At 68.3% G+C, this 13,212-nt stretch carries 10 protein-coding genes; 4 read left to right on the forward strand and 6 right to left on the reverse strand.

Going from position 1 to position 13,212, the window contains the following annotated elements:
• Positions 1-22 precede the first annotated feature (22 nt).
• The 4 genes from ACXRVZ_RS02525 to ACXRVZ_RS02540 are packed head-to-tail and all read right to left on the reverse strand — an operon-like array spanning position 23 to position 4,732.
• Complete coding sequence (locus ACXRVZ_RS02525; RefSeq protein ID WP_458232169.1) at positions 23-1,087, reverse strand: branched-chain amino acid ABC transporter permease; 1,065 nt, start codon at positions 1,085-1,087, stop codon at positions 23-25.
• A gap of 2 nt (positions 1,088-1,089) precedes the next feature.
• Positions 1,090-2,019 (reverse strand): branched-chain amino acid ABC transporter permease, encoded by a 930-nt coding sequence (locus ACXRVZ_RS02530; RefSeq protein WP_457421354.1) that lies wholly within the window; start codon positions 2,017-2,019, stop codon positions 1,090-1,092.
• Entirely contained in the window at positions 2,019-2,798 is a 780-nt protein-coding gene (locus ACXRVZ_RS02535) for an ABC transporter ATP-binding protein (protein ID WP_457421352.1), read from the reverse strand. Before ACXRVZ_RS02535 ends, ACXRVZ_RS02530 begins: the two co-directional genes overlap by 1 nt.
• Positions 2,795-4,732, reverse strand: coding sequence for an AMP-dependent synthetase/ligase (locus ACXRVZ_RS02540; protein WP_457421350.1), 1,938 nt, complete (start codon positions 4,730-4,732; stop codon positions 2,795-2,797). Before ACXRVZ_RS02540 ends, ACXRVZ_RS02535 begins: the two co-directional genes overlap by 4 nt.
• 120 nt (positions 4,733-4,852) lie before the next feature.
• On the opposite strand from ACXRVZ_RS02540, the gene ACXRVZ_RS02545 reads away from it, so the two are divergent.
• The gene (locus ACXRVZ_RS02545; protein WP_458232170.1) at positions 4,853-5,566 is read left to right on the forward strand and encodes a Crp/Fnr family transcriptional regulator; all 714 of its coding nucleotides are present in this window, start codon (positions 4,853-4,855) and stop codon (positions 5,564-5,566) included.
• On the opposite strand, the gene ACXRVZ_RS02550 is transcribed toward ACXRVZ_RS02545, so the two are convergent.
• A complete protein-coding gene (locus ACXRVZ_RS02550; protein WP_457421346.1) occupies positions 5,563-6,702 on the reverse strand; it encodes an NAD(P)/FAD-dependent oxidoreductase in 1,140 nt (379 codons plus the stop codon). The genes ACXRVZ_RS02545 and ACXRVZ_RS02550 overlap by 4 nt on opposite strands.
• Before the next feature lie 102 nt (positions 6,703-6,804).
• Here ACXRVZ_RS02550 and ACXRVZ_RS02555 point away from each other — a divergent pair, with 102 nt between their 5' ends.
• Positions 6,805-8,103, forward strand: coding sequence for a peptide MFS transporter (locus ACXRVZ_RS02555; RefSeq protein WP_457421345.1), 1,299 nt, complete (start codon positions 6,805-6,807; stop codon positions 8,101-8,103).
• Here ACXRVZ_RS02555 and ACXRVZ_RS02560 read toward each other — a convergent pair.
• Positions 8,090-8,812: a helix-turn-helix domain-containing protein gene (locus tag ACXRVZ_RS02560; protein WP_458232171.1), complete on the reverse strand. Its 723-nt coding sequence runs from the start codon at positions 8,810-8,812 to the stop codon at positions 8,090-8,092. The two genes, ACXRVZ_RS02555 and ACXRVZ_RS02560, sit on opposite strands and share 14 nt — an antisense overlap.
• A gap of 170 nt (positions 8,813-8,982) precedes the next feature.
• Here ACXRVZ_RS02560 and ACXRVZ_RS02565 point away from each other — a divergent pair, with 170 nt between their 5' ends.
• A complete protein-coding gene (locus ACXRVZ_RS02565; RefSeq protein WP_457421341.1) occupies positions 8,983-11,229 on the forward strand; it encodes a TonB-dependent receptor in 2,247 nt (748 codons plus the stop codon).
• A gap of 14 nt (positions 11,230-11,243) precedes the next feature.
• Positions 11,244-13,208 (forward strand): serine hydrolase domain-containing protein, encoded by a 1,965-nt coding sequence (locus tag ACXRVZ_RS02570; protein ID WP_457421339.1) that lies wholly within the window; start codon positions 11,244-11,246, stop codon positions 13,206-13,208.
• The last annotated feature ends 4 nt before the right edge of the window (positions 13,209-13,212 follow it).

Here is a 13,212-nt window from a genome sequence, read left to right on the forward strand (position 1 = left end):
TCGTCGTTGTGGTGCGTTGGATTCAATGCGGGAAGGGCCAAAGGCGCAACTTCTCCTTGGCGGTGGCCCAAAGGCGCGCCAGGCCGTGCGGTTCCTTGATGAGGAAGAAGACGATCAGCGCGCCGAAGATCATCAGCGCGAGATGCGAGGCGGTGGCCGTGTCCATGGGCAGGCCGGTCCAGTAGGGCAGCTTGTCCAGCAGCAGCGGCAGCACGACGATGAAGGCCGCGCCGAAGAATGCGCCCGAGATGGAGCCCAGGCCGCCGATGATGACCATGAACAGCAGGTCGAACGAACGGTTGATGCCGAAGGCCGCCGGCTCCCAGGAGCCCAGGTGCACGAAGCCCCACAGCGCACCGGCCACGCCGATGATGAAGCTGCTGACCGCGAACGCGCTGAGCTTGGCCTGCATGGGCCGGATGCCGACGACGGCGGCCGCCACGTCCATGTCGCGCATGGCCATCCACGAGCGGCCGATATGGCCGCGCACGAGGTTCTTGGTGCCCAGCGCGAAGACGACGACGAAGGCGAGGCACAGCAGGTAGCGCGATGCCGGTGACTCGACGCTGAAGCCCGCAATGCTCAGCCCCGCCACGCTCACCGAGCCGGACGATGAGCCGTTGGTGACCCAGGGCAGGCGCAGGCAGGCCCAGTCGACGAAGAACTGCGCCGCCAGCGTGGCGACGGCCAGGTACAGCCCCTTGATGCGCAGCGACGGCAGCCCGAAGGCCACGCCCAGCACCGTCGCGCCGAGGCCGCCGGCCAGCAGCGAGACGATCAGCGGCATGCCCTCCACACGCGCCTGGCAGTTGTAGGCCACGTAAGCGCCGACGGCCATGAAGGCGCCGGAACCGAGTGAGATCTGGCCGCAGTAGCCGACGAGCACGTTGAGCCCGAGCGCGGCCAGCGACAGGATCAGGAAGGGGATGAGCACAGCGCGCAGCAGGTACTCGCTGGACACCATGGGCACGACGACGAAGGCAACCGCCAGCAGCAGCGCCATGCCGATGCGGTCCTGCCGGATGGGCAGGATCTGGCTGTCTGCCGGGTATGTGGTCTTGAACTGGCCGTTCTCGCGGTAGAGCATCGTCAGACCCGATCAATGATCTTCTCGCCGAACAAGCCTTGCGGCCGGACGAGCAGTACAACCAAGACAAGCACATACCCAAACCAGTACTCGATGCCGCCCCCCAGCATCGGCCCGAGATACGCCTCCGACAGCTTCTCCCCCACGCCGATCAACAGCCCGCCGACGATGGCACCCGGCACGCTCGTCAAGCCGCCGAGGATGACCACCGGCAGTGCTTTCAACGCGACGAGCGACAGCGAGAACTGCACGCCCAGCTTGCTGCCCCAGATCATCCCGGCCACCAGCGCAACGAAGCCGGCCACGCTCCAGACGATGACCCAGATGCGTGACAGCGGGATGCCGATGCTCTGTGCGGCCTGGTGATCGTCGGCCACGGCGCGCAGCGCGCGGCCGGTCGCCGTTTTCTGAAAGAAAAGCGACAGGCCCGCGACCAGCGCCGCCGCGATCAGCGCCGCGTAGAGGTCTTCCTTGCTGACGAGGATGCCGCCGGGGAAGGTTTGTTCGAACAGGAACATCGGGTCCTTGGGCAGGCCGATGTCGATCTTGTAGATGTCGTTGCCGAAGATCATCTGGCCCGCGCCTTCGAGCAGGTAGGCGATGCCCAGCGTGGCCATCAGCAGCGTGATGCCTTCCTGGTTGACAAGCTTGGACAACGCCAGCCGCTCGACCAGCCAGGCGACGACGACCATCACGGCCACCGCGCCGGCAAAGGCCAGCCCGTTGACGACGATCTTGCCGTCCAGGCCCGTGTACTTCGGTATCCATTCGGCGAAGCGCGCCATCGCGAGTGCAGCGAACAGCACCATGGCGCCCTGCGCAAAGTTGAAGACGCCACTGGCCTTGTAGATCAGCACGAAGCCGAGCGCGATGAGCGAGTACAGGATGCCCGACATCAGGCCGCCGATGAGGGTTTCGAGGAATTGGCCCATCAGTGGCTCACTCCGAGATAGGCGCGAATCACGTCCTCGTTGGCCCGCACCTCGTCCGGCGCGCCATCGCCAATCTTCCGGCCGTAGTCCAACACGACGACGCGATCCGAGATGTCCATGACGACACCCATGTCGTGCTCGATCAGCACGATGGTCGTGCCGAACTCGTCGTTGACGTCGAGGATGAAGCGGCACATGTCCCGCTTCTCCTCGACGTTCATGCCGGCCATGGGCTCGTCCAGCAGCAGCAGGCTGGGCTCCATGGCCAGCGCGCGACCGAGGTCGACGCGCTTTTGCAGACCGTAGGGCAGGCGGCCGACGGGTGTCTTGCGGTAGGCCTGGATTTCGAGAAAGTCGATGACGCGCTCCACCGCCTCACGCTGCTCGGTCTCCTCGCGCCGCGCAGGGCCGACGTGCAGGGCCTGCCAGAACAGGCCGCGCCGCATGCGCAGGTTGCGGCCGGTCATGAGGTTGTCCAGCACGCTCATGCCCTTGAACAGCGCCAAGTTCTGGAAGGTGCGCGCCACGCCCATCTCGGCGACCTGGCGCGGGCTCATGTGCTTGAAGCTGCGGCCGCGCAAGGTGATGGCGCCCTGCTGCGGTTGGTAGACGCCGTTGATGCAGTTCAGCATCGAGCTCTTGCCCGCGCCGTTGGGGCCGATGATGGCCCGCACCTCGTGCTCGCGCACGTCAAAGCTGATGTCGGTCAGCGCCTTCACGCCGCCGAAGGCCAGCGAAATGTTCTTCACGTCGAGGACGACATCGCCAATCTTCTTCATGCCGCCTGGCCCTTCACCGCAGGGAAGGTGCGCGCCTCGACGATGCGCAGGTCGGCCGCGATCAGGGCCGTGCGCCCATCTTCGAACGTCACCTTCGTCTCTATGTACTGCGAGACCTTGCCGTCGTAGAGCGCATCGATCAGCACGCCGTACTTCTCGGCGATGGCCCCGCGCCTGACCTTGCGCGTGCGCGTCAGCTCGCCGTCGTCGGCGTCCAGTTCCTTGTGCAGCACCAGGAAGCGGCTGATCTGGCTGCCGGCCAGCAACTCGTCCTGCGCCAGATCGGCGTTGACCTTCTCGACACAGTCAAGGATCAGCGCGTAGACCTCGGCGCGCTGGGCCAGGTCGGTGTAGCCGGCGTACGGCAGATTGCGCCGCTCGGCCCAGTTGCCCACGGCCTCGAAGTCGATGTTGATGAAGGCGCAAACCCTGTCGCGCCGGTCACCAAAGCACACCGCCTCCTTGATGTGCGGGAAGAACTTCAGCTTGTTCTCCAGGTACTTGGGCGCAAACATCGCGCCGTCGAAGGCGCCGCCCATCAGGCGCCCCACATCCTTGGCGCGGTCGATGATCTTCAGGTGGCCGCCCGGCGTCAGGAAGCCGGCGTCGCCGGTGTGATACCAGCCGTCGGCCGTCAGCGCCTCGGCCGTCGCGGCCTCGTTCTTGTAATAGCCCTTGAGCAAGCCGGGCGAGCGCACCAGCAGCTCGCCGCTGTCGGTCAGCTTGATCTCCACACCATCGATGGGCACGCCCACCGTGTCGGCGCGGGCCTCGTGGTCGGGTTGCAGGCAGACGAACACGGCCGTCTCTGTCGAACCGTAGAGCTGCTTGAGGTTGATGCCGATGGCGCGGTAGAAGCTGAACAGGTCGGGGCCTATGGCCTCGCCCGCCGTGTAGGCCACACGCACGCGCGAGAAGCCCAGCGTGTTGCGCAGCGGGCCGTAGACCAGCACATCGCCTAACGCGTAGACCAGCCGGTCAAACAGGCCAACCGGCTGCCTGTCCATGCGCCGCGGGCCGACGCGGCGGGCCAGCGCCATGAAGCGGTCGAACAGCCAGCGCTTGGGCGCCGACGCATCTTCCATGCGGATCATCACCGTCGTCAGCAGCCCCTCGAAGACCCGCGGTGGCGCGAAGTAATAGGTCGGGCCCACTTCCTTCAGGTCGATACTGACCGTGGACGCCGACTCCGGGCAGTTGACGACATAGCCCACGGCCAGCCACTGCGCGTAGCTGAAGATGTTCTGGCCCACCCAGGCAGGTGGCAGATAGGCCAGCACCTCCTCCACGTCGGTCAGCTTGTCGAAGCGCTGGCCGGCCTGGGCGCGGTCGATCAGCGACGCATGCGTGTGCATGACGCCCTTGGGGTTGCCCGTCGTGCCCGACGTGAAGAACAGCGCCGCCACGTCGCCGGGCTGGCCGGCCGCGACCTCGGTGGCGTAGAAGTACGGCGACCCGGCGCGACCCGCTTCGATCAGCGCGTCCAGCGACGCCAGCCCCGGCTCGTCGTAGTGGCGCAGGCCACGCGGGTCGTCGAACCAGATGTGCGCCAGCTGCGGGCACTGCCCGCGCAACTCCAGCAGCTTGTCGACCTGCTCCTGGTCCTCCACCACGGCAAAGGCGACCTCGGCGTTGTTGAGCGGGAAGACGTACTCCGCCGCTGCCGCGTCCTGGTAGAGCGGCACCGGCACTGCACCCAGGGCCTGCGCGGCCAGCATGCTGGCGTACAGCCGCGGCCGGTTCTCGCCGATGACGACCAGATGCTCGCCGCGCTTCAGCCCCGCCGCCGCCAGGCCCAGCGCCAGTTGCTGCACCAGTGCCGCAAGCTGCGCCCAGCTCAGCGTCTGCCAGACGCCGAACGCCTTCTCGCGCAGCGCCGGCGCATCAGGCCGTCGGGCCGCATGGTCGAGCAAGAGCCTGGGAAAGGTGGTCAAGCCGGTCTCCGTTGCACGGGTTGGGGCCCGCGTCTGTGTGGCCCATTCTGGGCACTACTTTGACGCCCATCTGTCGGCACGACGACAATTTACGGGTCTTCACGGCCCAGACTTTCCCGCATGGCCCCTGTTGCACCCCTCCCGCTGCGTCAGCGCGCCCGCCAAGCGACACCGGCCGAACTGGACGCCATCCCCTGGCTGAAGCTGCTCGACGGCGGTCAGCGCGAACTGGCCGTCAGCACGCTGGAGGTGGCCGACGCCGAGCCGGGTGAGCGCCTGTGCCGCATCGGCCGGCCGGCCACCTTCTGGTTCGGCGTCGTCGACGGCCTGTTGAAGATGAACAACGACGACTCGCTGGGCGCGGCCATCACCTTCACCGGCATTCCGCCGGGTGGCTGGTTCGGCGAGGGCACGCTGCTCAAGCGCGAGGTCTACCGCTACAACATCCAGGCCCTGCGCCCCAGCGTCGTGGCCGGCCTGCCCATAGACAGCTTCCATGCGCTGCTGGACGGCAGCATCGCCTTCAACCGCTTCGTGCTGGACCAGTTGAACGAACGGCTGGGCCAGTTCATCGGCGCCCGCGAGACCGACCGCATCCATGACCCTGACGTGCGCGTGGCGCGCAACCTGGGCGCCCTCTTCCACCCGACGCTCTACCCGGGCGTGGGCAACTGGCTGCGCATCACGCAGCAGGAACTGGGCTATCTGGTGGGGCTGTCGCGCCAGCGGGTGAACCTGGCACTGCACCGCTTGAGCGATGCGGGCCTGATCCGCATCGAGTACGGCGGCCTGCGGGTGCTGGACCTCGCCGGCCTCAGGCGCTTCCCGGCCTAGGGTCGAAAGCGCTGCGGCGACAGCTGCTGCGCCGCCACACCCATGTCGACCAAGTCCTGCGGCAGCGCCCGACCCAACGCGAGTGCCGCGGCGGCGCGGCCCAGGGCGGGTGAGGTCTGGATGCCGTAGCCGCCCTGGCCGGCACACCAGAAAAAGCCGGACGCTGATGCGTCGAAGCCGATGACGGGCGAGCGGTCGGGGCTGAACACGCGCAGCCCCGCCCAGCGCTGGCGCACACGGCGCACCGGCTGACCGGTCAGCATCTCGAAGCGGTCCACGGCGATGGCCACGTCCAGTTCCTCGGGCTGGGCGTCGCAGGGCGGGCTGGGCGTTTCGTCGGCGGCCGAGATGAGCAGCAGGCCCGCGTCGGGCTTGAAGTACTGGCTCTCGTCGATAGCGACGACCGCGGGCCACAACGCCGCATCCACACCGTCCGGCAGCTCGATGAGGACGGCGGTGCGGCGCAGCGGCTGCAGCGGCACCGGCGCGATGCCGGCCATGGCAGCCACGCCGTCGGCCCAGGCGCCGGCCGCGTTGATGACGACGCCGGCGCGAAAGCTGCCGGCGGCCGTGTGCGCGAGCCAACTGCCTCCCTCGCGCTCCAGCGCCTGCAAGCCGGTACCCAAGTGCAGCTGGGCGCCGGCCGCGCGAGCCGTGCGCAAAAAGCCCTGATGCAGCAGGTCGACGTCGATGTCGGCGGAGGTCGCGTCCAGCAATGCGCCGGCGATGCGGTCACGCTGCAGCAGCGGCACGCGGGCCAGCACCTCGTCCACGCTCAGCGCCGTCGTCCGCTCGCGCACGTCGGCATCGGCGGTGAAGCCCGCGACCATCCCCTCCTGCCCGGCGCCGACGAGGAAGAGCGTGTGTCGCTCACGCAGCAGCGCCTGCTTGACCATGCCCTGCGACGGCGTGCGGAAGTAGCCCAGGCTGGCCCGCGTCAACGCGCGGATCGTCGCGTTGCCGTACAGCGCCGAGTAAAGCGCTGCCGAACGGCCGGTGGAGTGGTAACCCGCATGGGGCTCGGTTTCCAGCACGGCCACACTCGCCTCGCCCGCCAGCGAAGCCGCCACGGACGCGCCCGCGATGCCGGCGCCGATGACGATGCAGTCCACGTTCTTCGTTGTCTCTTGGCCCATGGCTGGTTTATGAATTTTCCAAAACGGAAAATAAATGTACCATCACGAAAATAGTTGAGCAATGCTGAAATCAGCGCATACGGCGCCGTTCTAGGAGATCTTGTGGACGCTTCCCTGCAACCTCCGCTGCAAGCCCGCCCGACCGCGCAGTGGCTCGGCCAGCCGCGTGGCCTGGTGGTGCTCTTCCTGACCGAGATGTGGGAGAAGTTCTCCTTCTACGGCATGAAGGCGCTGCTGATCTATTACATGATCCGGCACCTGCAGTTCCCGCAGGCCGACGCGTCGCTGATCTACGGCGCGTACACGGGCGGCGTGTATCTGACGCCCATCTTCGGTGGCTACATCGCCGACCGCTGGCTGGGCCGGTGGCGCGCCATCCTCATCGGCGGCTCGCTGATGGCGCTGGGCCACTTCACGCTGGCCTTCGAATCGGCCTTCTTCCCGGCCCTGGTGCTGATCGCGCTGGGCAACGGCCTGTTCCTGCCCAACCTGCCCAGCCAAGTGGGCGACCTCTATGACGAGAAGGACCCACGCCGCGGCGGCTCGTACAACATCTACTACGTCGGCGTGAACCTGGGCGCGCTGCTGGCGCCGCTGGTGTGCGGCACGCTGGGCGAGCTGTACGGCTGGCACTTCGGCTTTGGCGCCGCAGGCATCGGCATGTGCGTGGGGCTGGTCATCTACGTGCTCGGCAGGCGTCATCTGCCGCCGGACCGGCCGAGCGCCGCAGAGCCCGCCACTGACCGGCCTGCTGGGCTCTCGGCCGGCGCCATCGTGCCGCTGCTGCTGGTGGGCCTGGCGGTCGTCGTGTTCCGCAGCGGCTACGAGCAGAGCGGCAACACGCTGGCGGTGTGGGCCGAGACTGGCGTGCAGCGCGCGCTGTGGGGCTACACCATCCCGGTCACGTGGATGCAGTCGCTGAACCCACTGTTCGTCTTCATGTTCACGCCCTTCGTCGTGGCGAGCTGGCGCCGCGCGGCGGAGCGCGGGCGGGAGCCGTCGTCGCTGGCCAAGATGGCGCTGGGCGCGGCCGGCGTGGCACTGTCCTACCTGATGCTGGCCCTGCTGGCCGTGGGCAACGCTCCTGTGAGCCTGCTCTGGTTGGTGGCCTTCTTCGCTGTCTACACGGTGGCGGAGCTCTACATCCTGCCCGCGGGCCTGGGCCTGTTCGCGCGGCTGGCGCCTAGGGGCATGGGCGGCACTTTCGTCGCGGCCTGGTTCCTGGCGTCGTTCGGCGGCAACCTGTTGTCGGGCGTGGTGGGGCGCTGGCTGGAACCGTTGGGCGCTGCGGGCTTCTTTGTCTTGCTGGGGGTGGTCACCGGGGTCGCTGCGGTGGCGCTGCTGGCGCTGCGGCCGGCGCTGCGGCGCGTGGAGAGCGCGCGGGCGTCTAGCGGCGCGTAGCCTTGCCCACCGGCCGGGCAGCACGCGCCGCTCTGGCAGGCGCGGCGGGCTCGGGCGCCGGCGCAGCCAGGCGCTGCGAGGCCTCGACGAAGTGATGCGTCATCACGTCGCCGTGGCCGTTGCGCGGCGCGCAGGTGGCAACGAGGCGGCAGGGGGCGTCGGAGGCCTTCAGGTAGGCATGCCCCATCTCGCTGTCGAAGAAGATGGAGTCGCCCGTCTTCAACAGCACCGGCGCGTACAGCTCCGAGTGGAAGGCGACTTCGCCCTCGATGACGAAGGCGAACTCCTCGCCCGGGTGGCGGATGAGGTCGCCAAACTCGGCCTTGAACTCTTCCAGCGTGCGTGCCCGCACCTCGACGATCAGCGGCGTGAAGCGCTTGTTCAGCAGCTCCGACGCGAGATAGCTCTGCTTGTAGCTCAGCGTGTCGACGACCTGGCCGTCGCCCGCGCGGTGCACGACGCGCCGGCCGCCGCCACTCGGCGCGGGCCGCGCACCCTGTGTGTCGTGCAGCAGCTCGGCCATGTCCACGCCCAGGCCGCGACTGAGCAGCATCAGCTTGTCGTAGGACAGCGAGACGTTGCCTTTTTCCAATTTGGACAACGTCGAAACCGCCATGCCGGTGCGCTCGCCCACCTGGCTCAGCGTCAGGCCGAGCCGCTTGCGGACGCTGCGGATGTGTTCGCCGGGAGTGATGTTGGAGCTGGCCATGGGGTGGAGGAAATCCAATTCCATCTTAGGTCACAGCCCCTTGCCGGCCGTCTCCACAGTTGCCCTTAGACCAGTTGGGCATTTCATATAAGGTTTACACCGATGGGAAAGATTTTTCCAAATTGGAAACTTCACTCATCAAACAACCCAACTCTGATCCAGGAGAAGCCATGAGCCGGTCCTCCCGCGTCGCTCGCCCAGGCGCGCTGCCCCAACGCCACAAGCGTCATCGGCTGGCAGCCCTGCTGGTGCCCGGCCTCGCCACACTGTCCGCGCTGTGCGCGTCGCCACTGTGGGCGCAGTCCACTGCCGCAGCGGCACCCGAGGCCCAGCGCGACGTCGAGAAGCTCGACATCGTGACCGTCACCGCCACGCGCCGCCGCGAGCCGGTGCGCGACGTGCCGCTGCGCGTGGAGACGCTGGGCGCCGAGCCGATGGAGCGTGCGGGCGCCGCGTCGCTGAGCGACTACGTCGGCGGCCTGCCCGGCGTGGACGTGAAGACGAGCGGCGGCCCCGGCCGCGGCGCGGTGACGATGCGCGGCGTCAGCGTCGGCGAGCAGCAGATCGCCACCGTCGGCATGTATGTCGACGACGTCGCCTTCGGCTCCAGCAGCGCCTTCGTCGGCGGCGCCAACACGGCGCTGGACCTGTCGCTGCTGGACCTGCGCCACATCGAGGTGCTGCGCGGCCCGCAGGGCACGCTGTACGGCGCGGGCGCCATGGGTGGGCTGTTGAAGTACGTGACCAACGAACCCGACAGCTCGCAGTTCTCCGGCAAGGTCGGCCTGGGCGTGCGCCAGGCCCGCGGCGGCGCGCTAGGCCACACCGAGCAGGCGGTGCTCAACGTGCCGCTGAGCCAGGACGTGGCGGCGCTGCGCGTGGCCGCCTTCAACGACCACGAGGGCGGCCACATCGACGCCGTCGGCAAGGCGGCCGGTGAGCACATCAACGACGGCAACACGCGCGGCGCGCGGGTGTCGGTGCTGATCGAGCCCATGTCCAGGATGAAACTGCGCCTGGCTCACACGCAGCAGGAGATCCGGCGCAACGGCCTGAACGTCGTCGAGTACGACATCGCCACCGGCCAACCCATCTACGGCGAGCGGACGCGCCACCTCGACACCGCCGAGGCCTACAAGCTCAAGACGCGCCTCAGCTCGGCCGACTTCGAATACGACTTCGGCTGGGCGCGCTTCAACGCCATCGCGTCGACACAACGCGTCGACAGCGCCACCGGCCAGGACGCCACGGCCCTGCTGGGCAACAACCCGGCCTTCGACTTTGTGTCGCTGAACAACGCCTTCGGCCTGCGCAAGCAGACGCAGGAGCTGCGCCTGACCTCGCAGCGCGGCACCGTCGAATGGCTGTTGGGCTACTTCCGCACCAAGGAGACCGGCCTCGTCGGCCAGCGCCTGTGGGCGCAGGTGGCCGGCGGCGGCGGCGAGATGGTGCTGACGACGACCGGCCAGCCCTCCGAGTACCGCGAGCGCGCCCTTTACGGCGATGTGACCTGGAACATCGACCCGACGTGGTCCGTGACGCTCGGTGCCCGCGTGGCGAAGAACGAGCAGGTCTACACGGTGTTCGTCAACGACGTGCTGAACTCCTCGGCGCCCAGCGACGACACGGCCAGGACCTATCTCGCCACGCTGCGCTACGCGATCGACAAGACGAGCAACGTCTACTTCCGCGCCGCCAGCGGCTACCGGCCGGGCGGCCCGAACTCGCCGGCCATCGACACCAACGGCCAGGTCATCGCCGGCACGCCGGCGACCTTCGGCCACGACACGCTGTGGAGCTACGAGCTGGGCTACAAGGCCGACCTGCTGGACAAGCGCCTGAACGTCGAAGCGGCGCTGTTCAACATCGACTGGAACGACCTGCAGCAGCCCAAGGCCATCGGCGCCAGCCAGATCGTCGTCAACGCCGGCAAGGCGCGCGTGCGCGGCCTGGAGCTGGCCGCCCGCTACAAGGTCGACGCGCACTGGCAGCTGGAAGGCAGCCTGGCCTGGACCGACCCCAAGCTGACCGAGGACGCCCCGGCGCTGGGCCCGGCCGGCTCGCGCATGCCCAACAGCGCCAAGCTCGCCTTCACGCTGGGCGCGCGCTATGCCTTCGACCTGGTCAACAACCCGTCCTATGCCGGCCTGAACGTGCGCCGCGTCGGCCAGCGCAACGCCGGCTTCGACACGGTCGGCGGCTCGGTGCCCAACTTCAGTCAGCCCGGCTACACGCTGGTGGATGCGCAGTGGGGCGTGGAGATCGGCCGCTGGCAGCTCTCCACCTTTGTGCGCAACCTGACCGACAAGCGCGCCATCCTGGGCGCCGACACCGGCTTGACCGCCTTCGGCCTGCCGCTCAACGTGACGACGGTGGCGCCGCGCACGATCGGTGCCAACCTGACCCTGAACTTCTGATCACGGGACCTCGCATGACGAAGCTGTTCACCCGCCTGCACGCGCTGGCCTTCGCACTCACCGCGCTGGCGCCCGCCTGGGCACAGACCGGCCCTGCGCCGGCCGTGACGCCGCCCGCAGCCATTGCCGCACCGGAAGTCACGACGGCCATGCCCAAGCTCAAGGCAGGCGTGGCGCTCACCGCCGTCGATGCCGAGGCCTTCCTCGACGGCCTGATGCCGAGCGCGTTGCGCAGCGCCCGCGTGCCGGGCGCCGTGGTCATCCTCGTCAAGGACGGCCAGCCGCTGGTGCAGAAGGGCTACGGCTACGCCGACTGGGACAAGCATCTGCCGGTGGACCCGCAGAAGACGCTGTTCCGCCCCGGTTCGGTGTCCAAGCTGTTCACGTGGACGGCCGTCATGCAGCTCGTCGAGCAGGGCAAGCTGGACCTGGACGCCGACCTGAACAAGTACCTCGACTTCACGATGCCGGGCCGCAACGGCAAGGCGCTGACGCTGCGCCACGTGATGACGCACACGACCGGCCTGGAAGAGACGGCGCGCGACCTGCTGACCTACGCGCCCGTCACGCCCGACCTCGGCAAGGTGCTCAAGGGCTATATCCCGCCCTACGTCTACGACCCCGGCACCACGCCCGGCTACTCCAACTACGCCACCTCGCTGGCCGGCTACATCGTCCAGCGCGTCAGCGGCAAGTCGTTCGACGACTACCTGGAGCAGCACGTCTTCGCGCCGCTGGGCATGAAGCAGTCGACCTTCCGCCAGCCGCTGCCGGATGCGCTCAAGGGCCAGATGTCGCAGGGCTATATGACGCAGGACGAGAAGCCCCTGGGCTTCGAGATCATCAGCATGCCGCCGGCCGGCAGCATGTCGGCTCCGGGCGCGGACATGGGCCGCTTCATGCTGGCCTATCTGCAACAGGGCCGGCTCGGTGATGCACAGCTGCTCAAGCCCGAGACCGTCAAACTGATGTTCGGCCAGCTGACGCGGCCGATGCCCGGCCTCTCCGGTATCGGCCTGGGCTTCTACGAGCAGAACATCAACGGCCACCGCGTGCTGGCCCACGGCGGCGACACGGTGCTGTTCCACAGCGACCTGCTGCTGTTCGTCGACGATGGCATCGGCCTGTACGTGTCGGTCAACGGCGCCGGCCACGAGCGCCAGGGCGCCTGGCTGCGCGACAAGCTGTTCGAGGCCTTCGCCGACCGCTACCTGCCCGACGCCCGCCCGGCCACCAAGCCCGAGGTGAACGAAGCCACCGCCAAGCAGCATGCGCAGCAGATGGCCGGCGCCTACCGCAACACGCGCCGCGAGGACTCGACCTGGCTGTCCGTGCTGCAACTGCTGAGCCCGCTGAAGGTGCAAGCGCTGGAAGACGGCCGCCTGGCCATCGACCTGGCAGGCGCGCGCAGCGTCTACCGCGAGGTGAAGCCCTATTTCTGGGAGGAGGAACACGGCAAGCGCCGGCTGCAGGCCGCTGTGGAGAACGGCAAGGTCAAGCACTGGGGGCTGGAGCCTTTCGTGTTCGCCTTCATCTTCGAGCCGGTGCCCTTCATGGCCAGCCCGATGGTGCTGGTGCTGACGGGCCTGGCCCTCATCACGCTGCTGCTGACCGCCCTGCTGTGGCCCGTGGCCGCCGTGCTGCGCCGCCGCTACCACGTGGCGGTGCCCCCGCCCAAGCAGGTCACGTGGGTGCGCATCGCCAGCGTGGGCGCACTGCTGGGCCTGGGCCTGTGGGCCTGGGTGGTCTCGCTGCTGGAGAGCCTGGGGGACGCGTCGCTGCTGTTGCCGCTGGCGCAGCTGGTGCTGGCGGTGTCGGCGGTCGGCGGGCTCGTCGTGGCCGGCCTGCATGCCCGCCATGTGCTGAAGGTCGGCAACAAGGCCGCCAAGGCGCTGGCCATCGTCTGGGTGCTGGCCTTTGCCGTGCTGCTTGCGGTGGCGGTGTACCACCACCTGATCGGCTTCAACCAGTACTACTGAGAGG

Source organism: Roseateles sp. P5_E8 (assembly GCF_054177665.1).